This window comes from Rhizobium sp. YS-1r (assembly GCF_000757525.1).
Taxonomy (GTDB): domain Bacteria; phylum Pseudomonadota; class Alphaproteobacteria; order Rhizobiales; family Rhizobiaceae; genus Neorhizobium; species Neorhizobium petrolearium.
This window is the reverse complement of the sequence record NZ_JPYQ01000009.1, coordinates 159,786-183,331: the sequence shown is the minus strand read 5'-3', so window position 1 is coordinate 183,331 and position 23,546 is coordinate 159,786. Positions and strand designations below refer to the sequence as shown.

Sequence of the window (23,546 nt, the reverse complement as noted above, 5' to 3'; positions counted from 1 at the left end):
ATAGGCGGCAAGATCAAAGGAGTCTAGCGCTAGTTTCATATTTGACAACAAGTTCCAATAATGGAACTATGCAGGGTGATTTACGCGCATAGGACGAAACATGAGCTCTCTCGAAGATGCGATCTCCATTCTCGGTTGCTTCTCGCTGGCCGAGCCTTCTCTGTCGCAGGCGGAACTGGCGCGCCGCACCGACTGTCCCAAGGCGACGGCATCACGCGTGATGAAGGTTCTGCGCGAAAACGGAATTCTTGATTTCGATCCCGTGACGCGCCTCTACACGCCCGGTGTCCGCCTCTTCGAGCTTGGGCAGATCTGTCGCTCGAACCATAATTTCCTGGATCTAGTGAATACCGAGCTGCAGGAGGTCTGCGCCATCGGCGGGCATACGGCCTATGTGACCGTATTTGACGGATATCAGCTCGTCGTGCTGCGCATGGTGCGCGGCTCAAGCCCGCTGGCGATCACCTCGACGCCCGGATATCGTGCTTGGCCACATGCGACCTCAAACGGACGCGCCATGCTGGCACTGCTGAACGAGGAGGAATGGAAGCTTCGCGTTCCAGACAAGTTGCCCTTCGTGACGACGCAAGCGCCGCAGAACCATGCAGAATTGCTGGACCGGATCCGGATCATTCATGAAACCGGACGCTCACATTCCACCAACGATTCCTACGATGGCGTCTCTTCTGAAGGTATGGCTTTCCGCGATCCAGGCACCGGAGAGGTTATCGGAGTGGCAATTTCCTACCCTACAGTGATGGGAACACCTGAACTGCAGGATAAGATAACGCGCCTCTTGGCTAACATGAAGACCAATCTGCTTCGCCATAAGTAGGCCGCCGCGTCATACGGATATATCGAGACAACAGATGCGAACCGTTGACCCAGTCGTTGAGCAGGGGCTCACATGATGTTGGCAGGCTTCTCGCATCTTTCAACGACGGACGGTTTGGCAGCCATCAATGTTTGTTCATCGCCCACGTGTCAGGCCCTTGAGAGGAAATCGTTACGCAACCTTCAATTGGCCAACCGTAACCAGTTGGGGGCACGGGGAGCCTTGATAGAATAACCATTCAAGCCTTGACGAACCAGAGTGGTTCAAAGGTGTTCAAGGCGAACCAAGGAGGTCTTCCACATCTCGGTGAGATAGCGGCCATGCCGACGAACCGGAACTCGCGGCATCGACCGCCGGCCGATGAAGAAAACCGTCGTTCTGGCACATGGCGAACTGGCGGCAATCGCGGGCATGAGGGAACGTCTTTCGGCAATGCAGCCCCACCTTACGATCGTCGACCCCTGTCCTGACGCGACCTACGAACTCGCTTCTAGGGACGTGTTGGACATTTCAAATATCTGGCACCTTCCCGGCTTGCGCACTCCAGTTCGGACGGAAGGATCGGCACAACGATGCTCAATCGCTGGCTGCGGACATGCAAGAAAGATTGGACAAGGCGGCCGACGAAAAGGCGCGGTGTCATTATCCGCAAGGTGAAACGCACTCTCGATGAAACCGAGCAATAATCCTCCCGCCTGCCTATAGCTTGATCCGCATCAATGCCACCTTCGCCCGAACGTCCTTTTTTATACCTCTGCCGGATCGAGCCGGGTCACGCGAAGCTCCCGCAACGATGCGCTTGGAGCGTCATCAGCGGCAGCAAGGGACCGGATCGGCTGTGACGTCTGCAAGACGGACCCACCGCCCTTCAATCGAGCGCCTCCGAGGAGACCTTAAGGTGGAAGAGCGGAGGCGGCGGCATCTGCCGTCAATAATGGCTTCCGCTGCTTGCCGACCGGCAGTTTGTTGCACTGCCCCGCAGTTTGATGACACGCCTTTCCAGCGAACAGGAGCCGAAGGACATGAAGCTCTTTTTGTGCGGCGACGTGATGACGGGACGTGGTATCGATCAGATCATGCGGCATCCTGCCGATCCGGTCCTATACGAGCCCTATGCTCGCTCTGCGCTCGACTATGTCAGGTTGGCGGAACGCCGCTCCGGCGAAATCCCAAGGCACGTTCCCTTCGACTATATCTGGGGCGATGCGCTTGCCGAAATCGAACAACGCAATCCGGAGTTGCAGATCATCAATCTCGAAACGTGCATCACAGCAGACGGCCTACCCGAACATAAAGGAATCAACTATCGCATGCATCCCGGCAATATCGGTTGCCTCGATGCAGCAAAGATCGACTGCTGCGTCCTTGCCAACAACCACGTCGCAGATTGGGGACTGGAAAGCCTGAAGGACACCTTGCTGGCATTGCAAACGGCCGGGATCGCATCGGCGGGCGCCGGTCTCGATGCAGATGCCGCCATTCGCCCAGCCGTGCTTCAGGCGGCTTCAGGTAAGCGACTGCTCGTCTTTGCCTTTGCCTGCGTCTCTGCCGGCGTCCCGGAACACTGGGCTGCGGGGCGTAATTTGCCGGGCGTGAATTTGCTTCCTGATCTTGCACAAGCCTCGCGTATGAACGTCGCACATGCCATCAATGCGTGGCGGCGATCGGGCGACATCATCCTCGTTTCTCTGCACTGGGGAGCCAATTGGGGTTATGATATATCTTTGGAACATCGAGACTTCGCCCGCAACCTTATCGACTTCGCCAATGTCGACATCGTTCACGGTCACTCCTCGCATCACCCCTTGGCAATCGAGGTCCATGCGGAAAGGCCAGTCTTCTACGGATGCGGCGATTTCATCAACGACTATGAAGGTATCGGCGGACATCAGGCTTTCCGACCCGACCTTACGCTGGCCTATTTCGTCGATGTTGACGACGAAACACATCATCTGCGCCGCCTCGAGATGATCCCCTTCCGCCTGCAACGCTTTCAGCTTACCCGAGCCACTTATGAGGAAGCCCTTTGGCTATGCGAGACATTGGATCGAGAATGCCGGCATTTTGGCGGACATGTCCGGCTTGATGAGCAGAATACGCTGTTGTGGTCTCCGCTGACCGATACCGACAGCAGCTGAGGATATGCACTCCCATAGAGCCTGCCGCATTATTGATGCGCATCAATGCGACCATCGATGAACGGCCGTGTTATTTGTTGGTATAAGCCCCTTTACCATCGGAGCAGATACAGTTGCCATGCCCGCATCTTCTCTGTTTGCCGACCTCTATGAGTTCACCATGCTCGATGCATATCATGCTCTCGGCATGGAAAGGACCGCTGTCTTCAGCCTGTTCGTGCGCAAACTTCCCACAAACCGCAATTTCCTGATCGCCTGCGGCATTGAGGGCCTGATCGAAGACATTGAGGAATTGCGGTTTCGCGACGAAGACGTCGCATACCTCGCTTCCTTGAAGCGGTTCAGACCGGAGTTCCTGTCCTGGCTTAAGTCTTTTCGGTTCACCGGCGACATCTATGCCCTGCCGGAAGGCATGCCCTTCTTCGAAAACGAACCTATTCTGGAAGTGGCCGCCCCCATTGCCGAAGCGCAACTGCTCGAGACGCTCATTCTCAATCAAGTCGGGTTCCAGACCATGATCGCGTCAAAGACGGCGCGGGTGGTCGCGGCGGCTAAAGGCCGTGCGATCGTTGATTTCGGCGGGCGCCGTGCTCACGGGATAGACGCGGCTATCAAGGGTGCACGCGCAGCCTTCATCGCCGGAGCCTCCGCCACCTCGAATGTGGAGGCTGGGCGCCTCTACGGCATTCCGGTGACGGGAACGGTTGCACATAGTTTTATTGAAGCCTTCCCAACCGAGATGGAAGCCTTTCGGGCGTTCACCCATTTGTTTCCGGAGACCACGTTGCTCGTCGACACCTACGATACGCTTGCCGGCGTCAATAACGTGGCCGCTCTGGCAAGAGAGCTTGGCCCCTCCTTCAAGGTACAGGCGGTCAGGCTGGATTCCGGCGACCTGCTCCAGCTTGCCCGCGGCGCCAGGCAAATCCTCGACGAGGCCGGCCTGAGAAATGTGCGGATTTTCGCAAGTGGTGGCCTCGATGAATGGAAGATCGCCCGGCTTTTATCGGAGGGAGCACCGATAGACGCTTTCGGTGTCGGTACAGACATGATCGTGTCCGTCGACGCTCCCGCTTTCGACATCGCTTACAAGCTTTGCGAATACGACGGCATCGGTCGCATGAAGCTCTCTGTCGGCAAGCGTAATCTTCCCGGCAGCAAACAGGTCTTCCGCCACTTCATGGGCAGCCACGCAACGGGTGACACCATCACCACAGCCATGGAGAAGCCGCACGGGCAGCGGCCGTTGCTTCAGCTCATGGTGTCCAGAGGCAGGCGCCGGAACCGCGCATCGGATTTGTCTGCAATCCGATCTGCCGCGGCTGCCTGGATCGCTGAACTTCCGGACCCTGTTCGCTTACTTGAACCCACAGCGCCCCCTTTCTCCGTTGAAATCAGCTCAGCTCTGAACGCATATGAGGTGCACACGAGAAATCTGGCAGAACAGGCGGGCGGATCGCTGCCTAGCAACCCCTCATTATAGAAAGATCGGCGCACATCCGGTGGAAGGTGAAAGATATACGATCATTGTGAAAGTCGACCGCGCAGCGCGTCTATTCAATTCCCTTGATCCAACGCCGTTCCGAGAGAGGGATTTGGACCCGGAGGCCGAACGTTTCATCGTCGAATGGGCCCAAGACGCGCCTCGCAGCATGCGTTTCGAAATTGTGATACAAGTTCCAGGGCAGGAAGCCGGAGCCGAGGCGGCCCTGACGATGCGACAGGCAATTCGATATAATTTCGAGGACCGCATTGCTCGTACCAGCCGGGAACTGCGCGAGCTTATTCGGGAAGGTCGCCGTGAACTTCTTGTCGGAGTTCCCATCCTGGCATTGAGCATCGCGGCAAGCCAGCTCATTATAAACACAACGGGACCAGCGACGCTGGCCAGAGTTTTCAGCGAAAGTCTCCTTATTTTCGGCTGGGTCGCGAATTGGCGGCCGCTCGAAATCTTCCTTTATGATTGGTGGTCTATCGCCCTCCGACGCCGCTTGTACCAGCGCCTCGCAGCCGCCGATGTAAAGGTCGTTGCGACATGAGGACATGGGCGACATCAGATCTTGTTCAGCGAAACGTCCAGGGTCATAAGGCACACCACGTCATCGGCCTCCAGCTTCAGCCTAGCCACCGTTTCCAACGGTGCGACCGGCACCGCCACGACGATCTTGCTCGGTTTGCGTCGTCTCAATCCCGGATCGCACCAGCATCGTCACCCCCGTGGCAATTCCATCATCAACGATAATGGCCACGCGACCGGAAACGTCTTGAACAGACCGGCCGCCGAGATAGCGACGACGCCGGCATTCGATCTCTGCTATTTCGCGCCGCTGCACGCCCTCGAACTCAGTCGGTGAAACCCGGGCCAGGCGAATGACCTCCTCGTTACGCACGACAATCGGCTCGGGGCCGTCCATGACAGCTCGCATGGCGAGCTCTGGCTGGATAGGTACCCCGATCTTGGCGCACCAACAACAGATCGAGAGGTGCGCCAAGATATCTCGCGACCTCGACCGCGACCTCTACTCCGCCGCGCGGAAGCGCGAGCATGACGACATTTTCGTCTTTGTGTCCCTTAAGGGCCAGCGCGAGCTTTCCACCCGCATCGGAACGATCGACGAAGGACATTTTTCAACTCCTCGCATTCGATTCAGTAAGATGTGTCGTGAACCACGCCGTCGCTTCCGCAATCACTGAATCCAGGGCTCCCGGTTCGGGAAACAGGTGGGTCGCACCGGAAACAATCTTCAGAGCCTTCTGGCAGTTCAATCGGACGAACGCTTGCTCATTCAGCGACAGCACCTCACGATCGTCTTCGCCAACGATGAGCAAAGTGGGAGCACGGACGGCCTCGAGAGCCTCGCCTGCAAGATCGGGTCGCCCGCCGCGTGAGACGACGGCCCCGACCGCATCTCCCAGTTCGGCAGCCGCGACCAGAGCGGCCGCGGCCCCGGTACTGGCGCCAAACAGGCCAAACGACATCCCCGTCAAATCGGACCGGGCGGAAGTCCATCTGACCACGGTGACCAGTCTCGCCGCCAGGAGGGAAATGTCGAACACGTTCTTCCTGTCGGCCTCTTCATTCGCCAAAAGAAGATCGAAGAGCAATGTCGCGAATCCGGCTTTGTTCAACGCCGCGGCAACGTAGGTATTCCTCGGACTCAGTCGGCTTGAGCCGCTGCCATGGGCAAAGACAACAATGGCCCTCGATGCTTTCGGGAGCCGCAAAACACCCGGAAGACCGAGTGGCGGAATTAAAATGTCGCGAGCAGTCATATTCACGACCTCGGAAAGTGACGATTGCCTGACGACAAGACAACCGCACTATTCCATCTGTGGCATTGATCCCCATCAAGCTGTTTGGACGATGGCTCCGAACTTGTGACGTTCGAAGCGCATTTCCCAGAGGCGCGTACACTGTTGGGCGCACATCGATGATCGCCTCCCACGACTAGGCATTGGCAATGGGCTTACTTGTGCTCAAAGATGCCCATAAAAACAGCCTCGTCGAGAACGTGGGCTCGGGCCGCTTCTTCGACTCCTGTCCAGTGGGACTGTGGTTTGATCCGCAAATGTCTGATCGACATTGCAAGCAGATGAAACTGATACCGATACGGTCCGTCGCCGTGGGGCCGGCATGGAACCTGTCTGAACGGCCAGTGACCTCACGCTGGTATTCCGGAGGGACAATCGTTCACCCTCGTGCATATTGGCCGCGTTCGGCCATGACCTGGGATTGCGGTCAGCACCGCCCGCGTTGAAGGCGTTCACGCCTCCACTTCCTCCAAGTGCCCTGCCAGAAAATTCCCTCCATCTTACACTCGAGGCCCCGCATGTCTTGGAGCTCTGCAAGCCACCGGCTTCCTGATCATCGCGGCGACACTTTCCGGCAGGTCCTCAAGCGTCGCCACCGTACGTTGATACGCATGTATGCGCAACGGATTGGCACCTCTATTTCGAGGAGATCCGCCATTTGATTGAAGAGGGCTGCACTGTCGGCCGTTCTGGACAGCCATCGAGGCTAGTCGCTGGCGACGAACGGCGTTGCATTGATCAGCGTCAAAACCCGCGTCGGAAAACTGCGGTATTGTTACACGTTTTCGCAAAGGAGCGAACTTTCGCAAAGGAGAGAAGGGATGAGAGTCTCGGAAGCCATGCATAAGAATGTTTCCTGGGTACCGCCGACGATGCCCATTCCGGAAATCGCGAAAATCATGAAGGAGCAGGATATTGGAGCCGTGCCCGTCGGCGACAATGATCGCCTGATCGGAATGGTGACGGACCGCGATATCGCGATCCGTGCATTGCTGGACGGACGTGACGTATCGTCCATGAGCGCACGCGATGTGATGACGCCAGACATCTCCTACTGCCGCTCGGAGGATACCCTCGAAGAGGCTGTCCAACTGATGGAAACGAAGAAAATCCGACGGCTGCCCGTCATCGACTCAAACAAGCGGATGGTCGGAATCCTAAGCGTCGGCGACGTATCTCATTTTGGCAGGAAGCGCCTCACCGACGAGCTTATGAAGGCGGTGAGCGAACACCATCCCTAGGGAGCCGCCCCTGGGGGGAGGAGTCGGGTAAAGACAGGGACGGCTGTCGGCAGGAATCCACCTGCCCACAGGGCAGTTTACTGGACGAACTCGGGTGGGAGCCATGGAAACACCGGTCGAAATCGAGGTTCACGGGATCAACGTGTTACCTGCTATTGGCGAGGTCCTGGAGGGGCATATCGGCGAGTTAGCGAGTGGTTCCGGGCGTATTATCACCAGCGGCCGCATCGTTGTTACCGGGTCGGCGCATAGACACCGTTCCGGCGGGCTCTACGATATGCGTATTCATCGGGCGTTGCCGGACCGGGGGGAGATTGCGGTCGATCGTATCGATCACGGCGATGAACGCTACTCCGACATCCACTTCGCGAGCAACGACACGTTCAAGCGGGCTCGCCGGCTGCTGCAGGCCGAGGCCCGGCGGCTCCGGGGCCAGACGAAGCACTATGAGCCGCGGCCGGCCAGCACGATTGCAAGCATCGACCCCTCGGGCGAATTCGGCTTCATCACCACCCCGGACATCCAGCAGATCTGCTTTCATCGAAACAACGTCCTGAAGGGCGCGTTCGATCGGCTCGAGCCCGGTGTTCACGTCACCTTCGCCGAATAGGTCGGTGAGAAAGGTCCTCAGGCAAGCACCGTCAAGCTGATGGGAAAGCACGGCCAGCGATGAATGGAAACCCTCAACCCAGAACATCCGATCAGCGCATCAGAAAGGATCGCACCGCCCTTTCTCCGCGGCCGCATCTGTACGACTACGAGGCGGAGCGGGCACGTTTCGACTGGGCCAACGCCTGGACGTTGCTCGATGGCCTGCCGGGCGGCACGGGCTACAACATCGCCCATGAGGCCGTCGACCGCCATGCGGCCGGATCGCACGCCGAGAAGCTGGCGATCCGCTGGATCGGCAAGACAGGAGCGCGGCGTGACCTGACGTATATAGATCTCCGCCGCGATACGAACCGTTTTGCCAACGCGCTCGTCAGTCTCGGCCTCAAGCCGGGAGAGAGGGTTTTCCTTCTCATGGGACGGCTGCCTGAACTCTACGTGGCGGTCCTCGGGACGCTAAAGGCCCAGTGCGTGGCCTCGCCGCTCTTTTCGGCCTTCGGTCCCGAACCTATCGCGACCCGGATCGGCATCGGCGAGGGCCGCGTGCTCATCACGACCCCGGAGCTTTATCGCCGCAAGGTTCAAAACGTGCGCGACCGGATGCCGAGCCTGTCGCATATCATCCTTGTCGGAGACGGCGAAGCCGACGGCCCCGGCATCCATCGCTGGTCGGCGCTCGTCGAGGCGGCGTCGCCCGACTTCGAAATCGCCTCGACCAATCCCGAGGATATGGCGCTCCTGCATTTCACCAGCGGCACGACGGGGCGGCCGAAGGGGGCAATCCATGTGCATGGCGCGGTGCTGGCACATCATGTGACGGGCCTCTACGCGCTCGATCTGCACGAGGACGATATTTACTGGTGCACGGCAGATCCCGGCTGGGTTACCGGGACGAGCTACGGGATTCTTGCACCGCTTACGAATGGCGTCACCAGTATTGTCGTCGAGGCCGAGTTCGATCCCCAGACGTGGTATTCGACGCTTGAGCACGAGCGGGTGACGGTCTGGTACACCGCGCCAACCGCCATCCGGATGATGATGCGGCTCGGCGCGGATGCCGCCAGGGGCTACGATCTTTCCGCGCTACGCTTCGCGGCAAGCGTCGGCGAGCCGCTCAATCCCGAGGCCGTCGTGTGGGGCATTGACGCCTTCGACTTGCCGTTCCACGACAACTGGTGGCAGACTGAGACCGGCGGCATCATGATCGCCAACTTCCCGGCTCTTGACATAAAACCCGGTTCAATGGGCCTTCCGCTGCCTGGCATAGAGGCGGCGATCCTACGCCATGACGAAGGTCAGGACGTGGAGGTGATACAGGAGCCGATGGTCGAGGGCGAACTGGCGCTGAAGAGGGGCTGGCCCTCTATGATGCGCGGCTACCTCAATGAGGATGAACGCTATCGCAAGTGCTTCGCCGGTGACTGGTATCTGACGGGCGACCTCGCAAAGCGCGACGCGGACGGCTACTACTGGTTCGTCGGCCGTAGCGACGATGTCATCAAGTCGGCAGGGCACCTGATTGGGCCGTTCGAGGTCGAAAGCGCTCTGATGGAGCATCCGGCGGTCGCCGAAGCGGGCGTGATCGGCAAGCCCGATCCCACCGTCGGCGAGGTTGTCAAGGCCTTCGTCGCGCTGAAGCCCGGCCATGAGCCCTCGGAAGCGCTGCGCAAGGAACTTCTCGGCCACGCGCGCAAGCGCCTGGGGCCGGCCGTGGCGCCCAAGGAGATCGACTTCCGCGCCAACCTGCCCAAGACCCGCTCCGGCAAAATCATGCGGCGGCTCCTGAGGGCGCGCGAACTCGGCCTTCCCGAAGGCGACCTGTCAACCCTTGAAAGCGACGAGAAATGACACAGAAGCCGCATCTCGGCCCCGAACACGGCCAGCATCTGTTCCGGCGGATGCTGCGCATCCGGCGCTTCGAGGGCAAATGCGCCGAACTCTATCAGACGCAGAAGATACGCGGCTTCCTGCACCTCTATGACGGCGAAGAGGCAGTCGCCGTCGGCATTATGGAGGCCCTGGAAGATGGCGACGCAGTCGTCGCCACCTATCGCGACCATGGGCATGCTCTCGCCAAGGGGCTACCCATGGGCGTGCTCATGGCGGAGATGTACGGCAAGGTGGATGGGTGCTCACGCGGTCGCGGTGGGTCCATGCATTTCTTCGATCGCTCCAGGCGCTTTTACGGTGGCAACGCGATCGTAGGCGGTGGACTGCCGCTCGCCGTCGGTATCGCCATGGCCGACAAACAGCTTCGCCCGGGAGCCGTGACGGCCTGTTTTTTTGGCGAGGGAGCTGCCGGCGAAGGGGAGTTCCACGAAAGCATGAACCTCGCGGAGCTCTGGGATCTGCCGGTGCTCTTCGTCTGCGAGAACAATCTCTATGCCATGGGCATGCCGCTTGAGCTGGCAGAAGCCGAAACGGACATCTTCCGCAAGGCCGCCGCCTATCGCACTCCAGCCGCAGCGGTCGACGGAATGAATCCGATTGCCGTGGAGGCAGCGGCCAGGAAAGCGGTCGAGTCGATTCGCGTCGGGAACGGACCCTATTTTCTAGAATGCCGCACCTACCGTTTCCGAGCCCACTCCATGTTCGATGCCCAGCTCTACCGCACACGCGAGGAGATCGACCTCTGGAAGCAGCGCGACCCCATCCCACGCATGCGGAGGTGGCTGGAAGAAAACCACATGGTCTCGCCGCAGGTGCTAAGCGAGATAGAGGCGCAAGTCGAAGCCGAGATCGAGGAGGCGGTGGCTTTCGCGGAACAGAGCCAATGGGAAAAGATCGAAGACCTCGACCGCTTCGTTGTGATCGACGAGGTGCCGAAATGAACGGCCAGACGGCCAAAGCGGGCACGAACCTTTTAACCTATCGCGAGGCCTGCCGACAGGCGATCCGCGAAGCCCTCATCAACGATCCGCGCACTTTCCTGATGGGCGAGGATATCGGTCTCTATGGCGGCTGTTATGCCGTCTCCAAGGGCCTCCTCAGCGAGTTCGGCCCCGACCGCATCCGTGACACGCCGCTTGCGGAAGCCGCCTTCGTCGGTGCCGGCATAGGCGCTGCGATGGCGGGCCTGCGGCCGATTGTGGAGATTATGACCTGCAACTTTAGCCTGCTCGCGCTCGACCAGATCATGAACAATGCCGCCACGATCCCCCATATGTCAGGCGGGCAATTCGCCGTACCGTTGGTCATCCGCATGGCGACGGGCGCGGGACGACAGCTTGCCGCACAGCACTCGCACAGCCTGGAGGGCTGGTTCGCCCACATTCCCGGCCTCAAGGTGCTGGCGCCCGGCACGATCGAGGACGCACGCTTCATGCTGAAGGCCGCACTGGCCGATCCCAACCCGGTGTTGATCTTCGAGCATATCGTACTTTACAACGCGGAGGGCGAGCTGGACCCGGACATTACCGAGGTCGATATCGCGAAGGCGAGGATCCGCAGGCCCGGCCGCGACATCAGCATCCTCACCTATGGCAACGGCCTGCCGAAGTCATTGGCCGCTGCCGAGACGCTGGCCGCAGAAGAAATCGAGGCTGAGGTCGTCGATCTGCGCATACTGCGCCCGCTGGACAACGCCACCATCTTCGAATCCGTCGCCCGTACCCGTCGCTGCGTCATTGTCGATGAGGGCTGGAAGAGCGGGTCTATTTCGGCCGAGATCGCGGCGCGTCTGTCGGAAGAGTTGTTTTTCGAGCTCGACGCTCCGCTGCGCCGCATCTGCAGCCGCGAGGTGCCGATCCCCTATGCGGCGCATATGGAAGAGGCGGCATTGCCGCAGATCTCACAGATCGTGCATGCCGCCCGCAGCCTGGTGACGCCACAATGAGCGATTTCGTGATGCCATCGTTGGGCGCCGATATGGAGAGCGGCAAGCTCGTCCAGTGGCTCGTGAAACCCGGCAGCACCGTCAAGAAAGGCGATGTCATCGCCGTCGTCGAGACGCATAAGGGCGCGTTCGAGATCGACATTTTCGAGGACGGCGTCATCTCCGAACTCCGCGCCAAGGAGGGTGAGGAACTGCCTGTCGGCGCAGTTCTTGCGCACCTGGCAACGCCGGTCGCGGAGGAAGCGGCCCCCAAACGAGCTGCGAGGCCGACGGCCGAGGCCGAACGCCCCCCCGAGGGCGCCGCCAGGGATGTGGAGAGGCCGCCTACCGGGGCACCGGCAGCGGAAGCTACGACACCAGAGGAGATCATTCCCGCGCCCCAGCCGTCGATCGGTCCGGCCCGGGTTAAGGTGAGCCCGGCCGCCCGTCGGCGAGCTGGTAAGCTCTGCATCAATCCGGACCTGCTTCAGGGAACCGGTATCGACGGTTCAGTGACCTTTGCCGACGTCGAACTGGCGGCGGCAACAGGCGCGCCGGCGAAGGCGGCCTCCTCTGCTGCGCGCAACAAGGGTTTCGACCCCGACGAGATGCGCCAGGCCATCGCGGCCGCCATGTCGCGCTCCAAGCGGGAAATCCCGCACTACTATCTCATGAACACTATCGATATGAGCCGGCCCCTCACCTGGCTGGAGGTGTTCAACAGGAAGCGCGAACCGGCGGAGCGACTGTTACCGGCTGTCCTCTTTCTTAAGGCGACAGCGCTTGCTCTGCGTGAAAATCCGCGGTTCAACGGTTTTGGGGAGGGTGGCCGGTTCCGGCCGGCGGACGGCATCCACATCGGTTGGGCGATTTCGCTGCGGGGTGGTGGTCTCATTGCTCCCGCCATTCACGAGGTCGACAAACACTCCCTGCCGAGCCTCATGAAAGCGTTGCGCGACTTGGTGGCGCGCGCCCGCAGCGGTGGCATCCGGGGCTCGGAGATGATGGACCCGACCTTCACGGTTACCAGCCTCGGCGAGCGCGGTGTCGAGTCCGTTCTGGGCGTTATCTATCCGCCGCAGGTCGCCATCCTGGGCTTCGGCCAGGTGCTCGAGCGGCCGTGGGCTGTAGGGGGCCAGATCACTGCTCGCCCCCTCGTCACGGCATCACTCGCCGCCGACCACCGCGTGAGCGACGGCCATGCCGGCGGCCTGTTCCTTTCTGCCGTAGACCGCTTTCTGCAGGACCCTGAAGCCCTATGACCGAAGCTGATATCCGCAAGCTTGCTTGCGAGCTCCTCTCCGAAATCGCACCAGAAACGGATCCGGACGCGCTTCCTGGTGACAAGGACATCCGCGAGGAACTCGACATCGATTCAATGGACTTCCTCAACTTTGTGATCGCGCTCCACAAGCGGATTGGTGTAGCGATTCCCGAGGAGGACTATCCGAAGCTATTCACCATGGACGGCATCGTCAAATATCTAACGAAGCGGCGCTAGCTGCTCGCGCAAGGAAACCCTGATCAGTCCTCGGCATGACGCGCGACCTATTCCCCTCCGAACTTGACATAGGAGCGCTTCGCAGAACCCCAACGATCTTTTCTGCCGCCTCTCTTGACATGGATCGCCGGCATACCGACTGAATAGATTCGATGCGTACTGATGCGTTCTTCCCTGAGCGGAAGTGTTTGGCCGTCTGCGCCTCTGGAGGACCTCGTCGGAATGACGGGATCGTCTACTGAAGACGCGACAGTAACCGGACCCAGATATGTCCGGCGCCGGTCGATCTTGGCTGAGCGCTTCCCGCGCTCCAGACTGCGGCTCGACGATCTGGAGACGATCCGCGCGATGCCGCACGTGCCGGAGATGTGCCTCGCTTGGCTGCCCTGCTGCTTGGCGCGCGATGATGTGGCAGCTAGGAGTTTACGGCAGATATTGAAAATCGGTACCCGCGGCGACATTCGATACGTATGAGGTTCGGCCGAAATCCCCCGCCATGCTTCCTAAAGTGCATCTGGCGGTCGGTACGCTCGCGAAGGAAGGCCCCCGGGCTCATGGAATAAGCAGTGACTTAACGCCCCCCAACCGTATCCTCCGGTTCGCCCAACAGGTCGAGCATGGCCCGCACTGCCCGGGTGACATGTCGTTCCGCATGATAGAGCGCCGAGAACTGCCGGAGCGGCATCGCGAAATCGGCAATATGCAGCCGACCGGAAAGGGAATGTACCGCCGCCGCGCGGCTGGAAAGCACCGTGGCGGCAAGCCCGGTTTCGACGGCGGCCATCGCGGCCTCGTTCGACGGCATTTCCATGACCACTGAAAGCGACAGCGGCTCGATGCCGAGATTGGCAAGCTGAGCCTCGAAGGCCGCTCGAGTGCCGGACCCCTGCTCGCGCATGATCCAGTTGGTTTCCAGAAGATCGACCGAATGGATCCTGCGTCCATCGGCCCAGGGGTGGCGACTGCCGACCACCAGAACAAGCCGATCTTCAGCAACCTTGCGGCGCTTAAGGCCGGCTAGAAAAACCTGCCCCTCCACGACCGCCAGCTCCGCAGTGCCAGTCAGCACCGCATCCGCCGCACTCTGGGTATTGCCGACCGTGAGCCGTACGTCGACCCTCGGAAACCGTTCGTGGTAACTTACGAGCCGCGCCGGAAGCCAGTAGCTTGCGACAGTCTGACTGGCATGGATGCGCAGGGTTCCGGAGGCCGAGCCGCCAAGATCGGCAAGCATAAGCTCGGCGGATCGCGCTCGTTCAAGCACATCGCGCGCCTCCGGGACAAAGAGCCTGCCGGCCTCTGTAAGTTCGATCCGCCGTCCGACACGGTTGAACAGGATCACTGCGTGCCGCGCCTCAAGGGCGGATATTGCCGCGCTTACCGCCGATTGAGTGAGGTTCAATGCCTCGGCCGCCCGCGTAACATGTTCGCGAGCCGCCACTTCCAGAAAAATCTTGAGCTGTTCAAGCGTCATCGACATCAATCGCCAAAATCGAACAATTTCAGAAAACTTATCAATTGGATTTGTGATTTTGCAAGATGGAGAATGATTTTCGACAAAATAGAAAATACTTGGAAAAATCATGAAGTCGACACCGACGTCCGCAGAACATCGTCCCCTTCTGTCCACGATCCGCCTCGCCCCCACAACACAGCTTCTTCCTGGCCTCTTTCTCACCGCCGCGATTGCCACGACGGCCATCGTCATCCGCAATCTGACCGGTTGGATGGCGCTGAGCCCGCTTATCGTGTCCATCCTCATCGGCATGCTGATCCGTAACGCCCTGCCCCTTTCGGCGACCGCTGAACCAGGCATAGCCTTCTCTTTGAGACGCATATTGCGCTTCGGCATTGTGTTGCTGGGTTTGCAGGTGACGCTTGCCCAGATCCTTTCTCTGGGCGGAGCAGGCTTGGCGATGGTGGCCTTGACGCTGGTTGCGACCTTCCTCGCGATCCGCATCGTCGGAAGGGCGATGGGTGTGGAGCAGGAACTCACCGATCTTATCGCTGCCGGCACCTCGGTCTGCGGCGCATCGGCGGTCATCGCCGCCAACACGGTTGTGCGCGGCAAGCAGGAGCATGTCGCTTACGCCGTCGCCTGCGTCACGCTGTTCGGTTCGCTCTCGATGCTCATATATCCGCTATTGGCTGGCCCGCTCGGCCTTGATGCACGCGGTTATGGGCTCTGGACCGGCGCAACGATCCATGAAGTCGCGCAGGTCGTCGCCGCCGCGTTCCAGGGAGGCGATGTCGCCGGCCAGTTCGGCACGATCTCCAAGCTCGCCCGCGTCGTCATGCTGGCGCCGCTGATCATGACGCTTGCATTCGCCATGCGTTCGGGCGCGGAAGGTCCGGCCAAGGCTTCGGCACCCATGCCGTGGTTCGTGCTGGGGTTCATCGGAATGATGCTGGTCAACAGCGCGGTCGCCATCCCCACAGGCGCCAGCCAGACGCTGGTGACGCTGACCAACTTCCTGCTCTCCATGGCGCTTGCCGCCATGGGCCTTCACACGGATATTCGCAAGTTGAAGGCCGAAGGTTGGCGACCACTCGCGCTCGGCGCCTTCGGATGGCTTTTCATCGCAGCATTCGGTTACGCGATGCTGAAACTGTTCGCGTTCTAAGAACGAGGACTTGCGAAATCAGGGCTGCGTCGGAAATGGCGCGGTCTTCGCTTCCAGGCGGATCAACAAGGCTTCGGACGGTCGTTGGAGCGAGTTTCGTCGTCGCGCACAGCTTCGTCATGATACCAGCAAGTATCCAACACGTTTGCCGCGACCTCATGGATTTCATCGCCCGGCACTGTCCTGCCGTTGCCCGGCCGCTGTCGGGGGCGGATCGGGAACTGGTAGATCTTCGCCGTTTCACGATGGATGTTCGTCTTCATCCTATCGTCTCCTACGTTCCTAGGCCGTGCATCTAACGCACACAGAGCACAAATTTGCACATTTTTTGTGCTTATTGCATTATTTTATATCAAACGCACCCGTGACGCTAGGCACTAAATGAGATGCCAAAATTCCCCGCGAGTAATCTCGCATCGCAGAGCATCAGGAGCAGGCAACGCAGACTCGACGCCCGAGGTTCCGAACGGCCGTCTCAGAAGCGTCAAAAGCGGTGATTTCCTATGACGCATTTTCCGTATTGCTTCGGTCTCCCCGCATTTACCGCCTGCGCGACAGACATCTTTACACTTTTTTAAGCAGAAGCGCGATCCAGGGCTCAAACTGGCACGGGAAATGCGTTCATCCCGTTATCCCGGAGGCGCGGCTCACTCGGACGTCGCAACCTCAGGATGGCTCAACCATGAACATCACGGCCTGAGAGACAAAAAAATGACAAAGTACAAGCTCGAGTACATCTGGCTCGATGGGTACACACCGGTACCAAACCTGCGCGGCAAAACGCAGATCAAGGAATTCGACACTTTTCCGTCGCTGGAGCAGCTTCCGCTGTGGGGCTTTGACGGTTCGTCGACCAATCAGGCCGAAGGCCGCAGTTCCGACTGCGTGCTGAAGCCCGTCGCCCTCTATCCGGACCCGGCCCGCAAGAACGGCGTTCTCGTCATGTGCGAAGTCATGATGCCGGATGGCGTCACGCCGCATCCGTCGAACAGCCGCGCCACGATCCTCGATGATGAAGGTGCCTGGTTCGGTTTCGAACAGGAATACTTCTTCTACAAGGACGGCCGTCCGCTGGGCTTCCCGGAACACGGTTACCCGGCTCCGCAGGGCCCCTACTACACGGGCGTCGGCTTCAAGAACGTCGGCAACGTCGCGCGTCAGATCGTTGAAGAGCATCTCGAGCTTTGCCTCGAAGCCGGCATCAACCATGAAGGCATCAATGCCGAAGTGGCCAAGGGGCAGTGGGAATTCCAGATTTTCGGCAAGGGCTCCAAAAAGGCCGCCGACCAGATCTGGATGGCGCGCTACCTGCTCCTCCGCCTCTGCGAAAAGTACGAAATCGACGTCGAATTCCACTGCAAGCCGCTCGGCGATACCGATTGGAACGGCTCGGGCATGCATTGCAACTTCTCGACCAAGTATATGCGCGAAGTTGGCGGCAAGGAATATTTCGAAGCGCTGATGGCGCAGTTCGACAAGAATCTGCAGGCGCATATCGACGTCTATGGCCCGGACAACCACATGCGTCTGACCGGCAAGCACGAGACGGCACCGTGGAACAAGTTCTCTTACGGCGTTGCCGACCGCGGCGCGTCGATCCGCGTTCCGCACTCCTTCATCAACAACGGCTACAAGGGCTATCTCGAAGATCGCCGCCCCAACTCCCAGGGCGACCCCTACCAGATCGCTTCCCAGGTTCTGAAGACGATCTCGGAAGTTCCGATCTCCAAGGCCGCTGCCGCCTGATAAAGTGAAACTACCGACTGTGAAGACGCCGGCCTCAGCGCCGGCGTCTTTCTTCTATGTGATCGAGCCGGGCTTCCGTTCAGCTTTTGTTGATTCTGAGCCCGTCCATGTAGAGTTGCTCCAGAAAGCGGGCCGCATCCTCAAAACGCCCCTCGCCTGCGGACTCCTGGCCGAGCACGGCCCGGACTTGCACGTCGAAGTCTGCATAATGCTGCGTCGTCGCCCAGATCGAAAAGATCAGATGATAGGGATCGCATCTGGCGATCTTGCCGGTCCGTGCCCAGGCACGGATGACCTCCGCCTTCTCGTCGACAAGCTTTTTGAGCGGCCCCTTCAGTTCGTCCTCGATATGTGGCGCGCCCTGCAGGATCTCGTTGGCGAAAAGCCGGCTTTCGCGCGGGAAATCACGGGCCATTTCGAGCTTGCGGCGGATATAGGACCGAATCTCCGCCTCAGGATTGCCCTCGGAATTGAAGGCGCGTAGCGGCTCCAACCAGGTGAATAGAACCCGATCGATCAGCGCCCGATGGATCGCTTCCTTGGTTCGGAAATAATAAAGGAGATTGGGCTTCGACATGCCCGCCGCATCGGCGATCTGGTCGATGGTCGAGCCGCGGAATCCGCTTGAGGAAAAGACATCGAGCGCCGCTTCAAGAATCCGCTCCTCCTTTTCTTCCTGAATACGTGTGCGCCTTTGCGTCTTCGCCGCCCGTGGGATGGTCATCCGATTTTCCCGCCCCTCTCTGCTTTTGTTGGTGCCGCTTCGCCGCCCCAGAATTTCCTCTGGATTTTTCGTGATTTTCGGCTTGAGTGACGGCACGGAAATTGTAATGTTTTACCAATCGGTCAAATTATCGGCGACAAGCAAAAAAGCAATGCCGATCTTCAATTGCCAGAAGCGGATGAAGGACCGAAGGGAACGAAAAGCATGCCGCCGACGACCGGCGGGGCACAAACAGGTGAGGACAGAAAAATGGTGGCAGCACCCGGCGAGAACTTGCGCATCAATGGCGATCGCCTGTGGGATTCCCTGATGGAGATGGCGAAGATCGGCCCGGGCGTTGCCGGTGGCAACAATCGTCAGACCCTGACGGACGCGGATAAGGAAGGCCGCAGCCTCTTCAAGACATGGTGCGAGGATGCCGGGCTCACCCTCGGCATCGACCGGATGGGCACCATGTTCGCGACCCGCGCCGGCACCGATCCCGACGCCCTTCCCGTCTATATTGGCTCCCACCTTGATACCCAGCCAACCGGCGGCAAGTATGACGGCGTACTCGGTGTGCTCGGCGGGCTCGAAGTCGTGCGCACGATGAATGACCTGGGGATCAGGACCAGGCATCCGATCGTCGTCACCAACTGGACGAACGAGGAAGGCGCACGGTTCGCGCCGGCCATGCTCGCTTCGGGTGTCTTTGCCGGCGTGCATACGCTCGATTATGCCTATGGCCGCAAGGATCCGGACGGCAAGACTTTCGGCGACGAGTTGAAGCGCATCGGCTGGATCGGCGATGAGGAGGTCGGCGCCCGCAAGATGCACGCCTATTTCGAATACCACATCGAACAGGGACCGATTCTTGAGGCTGAGAACAAGCAGATCGGCGTCGTCACCCATTGTCAGGGCCTCTGGTGGCTGGAATTCACGCTGACCGGCAAGGAGGCGCATACCGGCTCGACGCCGATGAACATGCGCGTCAATGCCGGGCTTGCCATGTCGCGCATCTTCGAAATGGTGCAGGAGGTGGCGATGAGCGAGCAGCCGGGCGCCGTCGGCGGCGTCGGCCAGGTCTTCTTCTCGCCGAACTCGCGAAACGTTCTGCCGGGCAAGGTAGTGTTCACCGTCGATATCCGCACGCCGAGCCAGGAAAAGCTGGACCGCATGCGGGCGAAAATCGAGGCCGAGGCGGCGAAGATCTGCGAAAAGCTCGGTGTCGGCTGTTCGGTCGAGGCGGTCGGTCATTTCGATCCGGTGACCTTCGATCCGACGCTCGTCGGCCGCGTGCGGAATGCCGCGGAAAAGCTCGGTTACAGCCATCGCGACATCATTTCCGGCGCAGGGCACGACGCCTGCTGGGCGGCCAAGGTAGCGCCGGCCACGATGATCATGTGCCCCTGCGTCGGTGGGCTTTCCCACAACGAGGCGGAGGACATCTCCAAGGAATGGGCAGCCGCCGGCGCCGACGTGCTCTTCCATGCCGTGCTGGAGACCGCGGGGATTGTGGAGTAGGCTCGATAGTGACCAGCTAGCAGGAGGGCGGCACCGATGAGCGATCCAGATGCAGACCTGGAGAAGATGGATCACGCCGCGCTGCTTGCAACCGCACGAGCGATGCGCCAGGCGATCCGCAAACACCGCGACAGTTCGATGCACGAGCTCTGTTGGCACCATCCGGACATGTGGGCGCTGCTGCCCGAACCTCCGACCGGCAAACAGATCGTGCCCGACTGGCCGCAATTCATGCGCGGCTGTATTCGCTACCGCCAATCGCTCGACCAGCAACTGGCCGACGCGCCACGCAGCAACACGGAGTTTGGAGAATGACCACAGTCATCAAGGGTGGAACCATCGTCACCGCCGACCTGACCTACAAGGCGGACGTCAAGATCGAGGGCGGCAGGATCGTCGAGATCGGCCCGGATCTTACCGGCGACGAAGTGCTGGATGCTGCAGGCTGTTACGTGATGCCGGGTGGTATCGATCCGCATGTCCATCTCGAAATGCCCTTCATGGGCACCTATTCCTCCGACGACTTCGAAAGCGGTACCCGCGCCGCGCTTGCCGGAGGCACGACCATGGTGGTCGACTTCTGCCTGCCGGAGCCCGGCCAGTCGCTGCTCGATGCCTTGAAACGCTGGGACAACAAGGCGACCCGGGCGAACTGCGACTATTCCTTCCACATGTCGGTGACCTGGTGGGGCGAACAGGTTTTTAACGAGATGAAGGCGGTCGTCCTCCACCACGGCATCAACACCTTCAAGCACTTCATGGCCTACAAGGGCGCGCTGATGGTGAACGACGACGAGATGTTCGCCTCCTTCAGCCGCTGCGCCGAGCTCGGCGCCCTGCCCCTCGTGCATGCGGAAAACGGGGATGTCGTCGCCGCCATGCAACAGAAGCTGATGGACGAAGGGAACGATGGCCCGGAGGGGCACGCCTATTCCCGGCCTGCCTCCGTAGAAGGTGAAGCGACGAACCGCGCGATCATCATCGCCGACATGGCGGGCGTGCCGCTTTATGTGGTCCACACCTCCTGCGAACAGGCGCATGAGGCGATCCGCCGTGCCCGCCAGAACGGCATGCGCGTCTATGGCGAACCGCTGATCCAGCACCTGACGCTCGACGAGAGCGAATATTTAAACAAGGACTGGGACCACGCCGCTCGCCGGGTCATGAGCCCGCCCTTCCGCAACAAACAGCATCAGGACAGTCTCTGGGCGGGGCTCTCGTCCGGTTCGCTGCAGGTGGTCGCGACCGACCACTGCGCCTTCACGACCGACCAGAAGCGGTATGGTGTCGGCGATTTCAGAAAGATCCCGAACGGCACCGGCGGGCTTGAGGATCGCATGCCGATGCTCTGGACCTACGGGGTGGCGACCGGCCGCATCACCATGAACGAGTTCGTCGCGGTGACTTCAACCAATATCGCAAAAATCCTCAATATCTACCCGAAAAAAGGGGGGATCCTCGTCGGCGCCGACGCGGACATCGTCGTCTGGGACCCGAAGCGTTCCAAGACGATCTCGGCGAAGAACCAGCAATCAGCGATCGACTACAACGTCTTCGAGGGCAAGGAGGTCACCGGCCTGCCGCGCTATACGCTGACCCGCGGTGTCGTGACCATTGAGGAAGGGGCGATCAAGACCCGCGAAGGCCACGGCCAGTTCGTCAAGCGCGAACCGTTCCAGGCGGTCAACAAGGCGCTGTCCACCTGGAAGGAGATCACCGCGCCACGCAAGGTGGAACGCACCGGCATTCCGGCAAGCGGAGTGTGATGTGAGGGCGATGCGGGGACATATCCAGACTGCCCCACTTTGCTCCAGCGGACATTTCCGCCTCCTCAGCGAGCGTGATTGTAAAACGTCAGGTCGGAATTTCCACCAACCCGTCCAATTCCGGCAGCAGGATGACGCTTTCCTGTTCGTTCGGATCGGTGCGGGCGATCACCGCGGTGCACGGCGTGCTCAAAAGGTTGGCCGGCAGATGCGGCACGCCTGCCGGAATGTACATAAGCTCGCCGGCATGCAGCACGACATGGTTCTCCAGCCGGTCGCCATACCAGGTGTGCGCCGAGCCGGAGAGCATGTAGATCGCCGTCTCGTGGGATTCGTGCAGATGGGCTTTCGCCTTCACACCCGGCGGGATGGTCAGCAGATGCATGCAGATGCCTTTCGAACCCACAGTCTCCGTGGCGATCCCTTGGAAATAACTCAAGCCCTGCTTTCCGTCATAGGTGGCATCGGGCTTCACGACACGGCAGGTGGGTTTTGATGCGCGGTCCATTGCGTCGATCCTCATTTGGCGGGGACAAGACTTCAGCATATCATATCCGGTCCCCGATCAAGGGCGAAGGAAAGCGAAAAACGGCACTTGCGCTCGCTTTGCTTTTTCTGGCGACAGGTTCAAATGCCGATGCACAGATATCTGTTATCGACGGTGTTTATGGTGACGAAGGCGGCTGCCGCTTTGCACGCACCAACGAATGGGAAGAGTTTTTCGCGACCCTCACCGGCGAAAGCGTGACCACCGCCCTCTCCCACTGTGAATTCAAAGGAATGGCCAAGCCGATTGTCGGCGGCTTCAGGACGGAGGCGGTCTGTGATGAAGAAGGGGAAGAGCAGAGGCATGAGTCGGTGATCGATATCCTTCGCAATGGCGATGTCTATACTGTGCGCTTCGCAGATGGACTTGAATGGGGGCCTTTTACAAAATGCCGATGAACGAACACCCTTCTTCCGTCGTCTCGGCAAGAAAGCTTGGCCTGACTTTCGAGACCAGTGACGGTCCGGTACATGCCCTCTCGAATGTCGATCTGGAGGTCCGGAAAGGTGATTTCGTCTCCTTCATCGGCCCGTCCGGCTGCGGCAAGACCACTTTCCTGCGCGTGATTGCCGACCTGGAGAAGAACACGACGGGCGAAATCTCCGTTAACGGCATGACACCGGAAGAAGCGCGCAAGTCTCGCTCCTACGGCTACGTCTTCCAGGCACCGGCGCTCTATCCCTGGCGGACGATCGACAAGAACATCGCGCTGCCGCTGGAGATCATGGGCTACTCGGCAGCGGAGCGCGCTCAGCGTATCGAACGCACCCTCGATCTCGTCAACCTGTCGGGCTTCGGCAAGAAATATCCATGGCAGCTTTCGGGCGGCATGCAGCAGCGCGCCTCGATCGCCCGCGCCCTCGCCTTCGATGCCGATCTGCTGCTCATGGACGAGCCGTTCGGCGCGCTCGACGAGATCGTTCGCGACCATCTGAACGAACAGCTTCTGAAGCTCTGGTCCCGGACGGAAAAAACCATCTGTTTCGTGACGCATTCCATTCCGGAAGCGGTCTATCTCTCGACCAGGATCGTCGTCATGTCGCCCCGCCCGGGCCGAGTGACGGACATCATCGAGTCGACGCTGCCAAGGGAGCGCCCGCTCGATATCCGCGAGACACCGGAATTCCTCGAAATCGCCCACCGCGTGCGTGAGGGCCTGAGAGCGGGACACAGCTATGAGGAGTGA

At 60.1% G+C, this 23,546-nt stretch carries 24 protein-coding genes; 18 read left to right on the top strand and 6 right to left on the bottom strand.

From position 1 onward, the window contains the following. The first annotated feature begins 100 nt into the window (after positions 1-100). The 4 genes from JL39_RS10180 (at position 101) to JL39_RS10165 (ending at position 5,012) form a co-directional block, all read left to right on the top strand. Positions 101-835 (top strand): IclR family transcriptional regulator, encoded by a 735-nt coding sequence (locus JL39_RS10180; protein WP_037149346.1) that lies wholly within the window; start codon positions 101-103, stop codon positions 833-835. A 986-nt stretch (positions 836-1,821) separates the two neighbouring features. Beyond that, the gene (locus JL39_RS10175) at positions 1,822-2,973 is read left to right on the top strand and encodes a CapA family protein (RefSeq protein WP_200883935.1); all 1,152 of its coding nucleotides are present in this window, start codon (positions 1,822-1,824) and stop codon (positions 2,971-2,973) included. Between the two features lie 118 nt (positions 2,974-3,091). Continuing rightward, a complete protein-coding gene (locus JL39_RS10170; RefSeq protein ID WP_052182796.1) occupies positions 3,092-4,456 on the top strand; it encodes a nicotinate phosphoribosyltransferase in 1,365 nt (454 codons plus the stop codon). Between the two features lie 19 nt (positions 4,457-4,475). Beyond that, positions 4,476-5,012: a hypothetical protein gene (locus tag JL39_RS10165; RefSeq protein WP_037149344.1), complete on the top strand. Its 537-nt coding sequence runs from the start codon at positions 4,476-4,478 to the stop codon at positions 5,010-5,012. A gap of 81 nt (positions 5,013-5,093) precedes the next feature. On the opposite strand, the gene JL39_RS31520 is transcribed toward JL39_RS10165, so the two are convergent. Next, the gene (locus JL39_RS31520) at positions 5,094-5,387 is read right to left on the bottom strand and encodes a phosphoribosyltransferase family protein (protein ID WP_152601093.1); all 294 of its coding nucleotides are present in this window, start codon (positions 5,385-5,387) and stop codon (positions 5,094-5,096) included. Positions 5,388-5,601: 214 nt separating this feature from the next. Further along, positions 5,602-6,246 carry an alpha/beta family hydrolase gene (locus JL39_RS10155; RefSeq protein ID WP_037149340.1) on the bottom strand — a complete coding sequence of 215 codons (645 nt, stop codon included), beginning with the start codon at positions 6,244-6,246 and terminating at the stop codon, positions 5,602-5,604. Positions 6,247-7,106: 860 nt separating this feature from the next. Between JL39_RS10155 and JL39_RS10150 the strand changes: the two genes are divergently transcribed. The 7 genes from JL39_RS10150 to JL39_RS10120 all read left to right on the top strand — a co-directional run bounded on the left by JL39_RS10150 (position 7,107) and on the right by JL39_RS10120 (position 13,450). Beyond that, positions 7,107-7,526: a CBS domain-containing protein gene (locus JL39_RS10150; RefSeq protein WP_037149339.1), complete on the top strand. Its 420-nt coding sequence runs from the start codon at positions 7,107-7,109 to the stop codon at positions 7,524-7,526. A 103-nt stretch (positions 7,527-7,629) separates the two neighbouring features. Further along, a complete protein-coding gene (locus JL39_RS31925) occupies positions 7,630-8,136 on the top strand; it encodes a hypothetical protein (RefSeq protein WP_081952781.1) in 507 nt (168 codons plus the stop codon). A gap of 59 nt (positions 8,137-8,195) precedes the next feature. Continuing rightward, the gene (gene acsA / locus JL39_RS10140; RefSeq protein WP_052182795.1) at positions 8,196-9,983 is read left to right on the top strand and encodes an acetate--CoA ligase; all 1,788 of its coding nucleotides are present in this window, start codon (positions 8,196-8,198) and stop codon (positions 9,981-9,983) included. After that, positions 9,980-10,966 (top strand): pyruvate dehydrogenase (acetyl-transferring) E1 component subunit alpha, encoded by a 987-nt coding sequence (gene pdhA / locus JL39_RS10135; protein ID WP_037149337.1) that lies wholly within the window; start codon positions 9,980-9,982, stop codon positions 10,964-10,966. Before acsA ends, pdhA begins: the two co-directional genes overlap by 4 nt. Further along, positions 10,963-11,970, top strand: coding sequence for a pyruvate dehydrogenase complex E1 component subunit beta (locus tag JL39_RS10130; protein WP_037149334.1), 1,008 nt, complete (start codon positions 10,963-10,965; stop codon positions 11,968-11,970). Before pdhA ends, JL39_RS10130 begins: the two co-directional genes overlap by 4 nt. After that, positions 11,967-13,211, top strand: coding sequence for a dihydrolipoamide acetyltransferase family protein (locus JL39_RS10125; RefSeq protein ID WP_037149333.1), 1,245 nt, complete (start codon positions 11,967-11,969; stop codon positions 13,209-13,211). Before JL39_RS10130 ends, JL39_RS10125 begins: the two co-directional genes overlap by 4 nt. Next, complete coding sequence (locus tag JL39_RS10120) at positions 13,208-13,450, top strand: acyl carrier protein (protein WP_037149331.1); 243 nt, start codon at positions 13,208-13,210, stop codon at positions 13,448-13,450. The genes JL39_RS10125 and JL39_RS10120 overlap by 4 nt, the downstream gene beginning before the upstream one ends. 571 nt (positions 13,451-14,021) lie before the next feature. Here the strand turns inward: JL39_RS10120 and JL39_RS10110 are convergent. After that, on the bottom strand, positions 14,022-14,924 hold the full coding sequence (locus JL39_RS10110; RefSeq protein ID WP_037149686.1) for a LysR family transcriptional regulator: 903 nt from the start codon (positions 14,922-14,924) through the stop codon (positions 14,022-14,024). Between the two features lie 109 nt (positions 14,925-15,033). Between JL39_RS10110 and JL39_RS10105 the strand changes: the two genes are divergently transcribed. Then, positions 15,034-16,074 (top strand): YeiH family protein, encoded by a 1,041-nt coding sequence (locus JL39_RS10105; protein WP_037149327.1) that lies wholly within the window; start codon positions 15,034-15,036, stop codon positions 16,072-16,074. 62 nt (positions 16,075-16,136) lie between these two features. Here JL39_RS10105 and JL39_RS10100 read toward each other — a convergent pair whose 3' ends face one another. Further along, positions 16,137-16,337 carry a DUF2735 domain-containing protein gene (locus JL39_RS10100; RefSeq protein ID WP_037149325.1) on the bottom strand — a complete coding sequence of 67 codons (201 nt, stop codon included), beginning with the start codon at positions 16,335-16,337 and terminating at the stop codon, positions 16,137-16,139. A 448-nt stretch (positions 16,338-16,785) separates the two neighbouring features. On the opposite strand from JL39_RS10100, the gene JL39_RS10095 reads away from it, so the two are divergent. Beyond that, a complete protein-coding gene (locus tag JL39_RS10095; protein ID WP_037149322.1) occupies positions 16,786-17,820 on the top strand; it encodes a glutamine synthetase beta-grasp domain-containing protein in 1,035 nt (344 codons plus the stop codon). Between the two features lie 79 nt (positions 17,821-17,899). Here the strand turns inward: JL39_RS10095 and JL39_RS10090 are convergent, their stop codons facing one another. Continuing rightward, a complete protein-coding gene (locus JL39_RS10090; RefSeq protein ID WP_037149318.1) occupies positions 17,900-18,544 on the bottom strand; it encodes a TetR family transcriptional regulator C-terminal domain-containing protein in 645 nt (214 codons plus the stop codon). Positions 18,545-18,793: 249 nt separating this feature from the next. Between JL39_RS10090 and JL39_RS10085 the strand changes: the two genes are divergently transcribed. The 3 genes from JL39_RS10085 to hydA are packed head-to-tail and all read left to right on the top strand — an operon-like array spanning position 18,794 to position 21,813. Continuing rightward, entirely contained in the window at positions 18,794-20,047 is a 1,254-nt protein-coding gene (locus JL39_RS10085; RefSeq protein WP_037149315.1) for a Zn-dependent hydrolase, read from the top strand. A 36-nt stretch (positions 20,048-20,083) separates the two neighbouring features. Then, complete coding sequence (locus JL39_RS10080) at positions 20,084-20,362, top strand: hypothetical protein (protein ID WP_037149313.1); 279 nt, start codon at positions 20,084-20,086, stop codon at positions 20,360-20,362. Further along, a complete protein-coding gene (gene hydA, locus JL39_RS10075; RefSeq protein WP_037149310.1) occupies positions 20,359-21,813 on the top strand; it encodes a dihydropyrimidinase in 1,455 nt (484 codons plus the stop codon). The genes JL39_RS10080 and hydA overlap by 4 nt, the downstream gene beginning before the upstream one ends. Before the next feature lie 88 nt (positions 21,814-21,901). On the opposite strand, the gene JL39_RS10070 is transcribed toward hydA, so the two are convergent. Next, positions 21,902-22,321, bottom strand: a complete 420-nt coding sequence (locus JL39_RS10070; RefSeq protein WP_037149306.1) for a cupin domain-containing protein — start codon at positions 22,319-22,321, stop codon at positions 21,902-21,904. On the opposite strand from JL39_RS10070, the gene JL39_RS30500 reads away from it, so the two are divergent. Together JL39_RS30500 and JL39_RS10060 are read left to right on the top strand one after the other, a co-directional pair. Then, entirely contained in the window at positions 22,309-22,758 is a 450-nt protein-coding gene (locus JL39_RS30500) for a hypothetical protein (protein WP_152601091.1), read from the top strand. The two genes, JL39_RS10070 and JL39_RS30500, sit on opposite strands and share 13 nt — an antisense overlap. After that, positions 22,755-23,546: an ABC transporter ATP-binding protein gene (locus JL39_RS10060; protein WP_037149680.1), complete on the top strand. Its 792-nt coding sequence runs from the start codon at positions 22,755-22,757 to the stop codon at positions 23,544-23,546. The genes JL39_RS30500 and JL39_RS10060 overlap by 4 nt, the downstream gene beginning before the upstream one ends.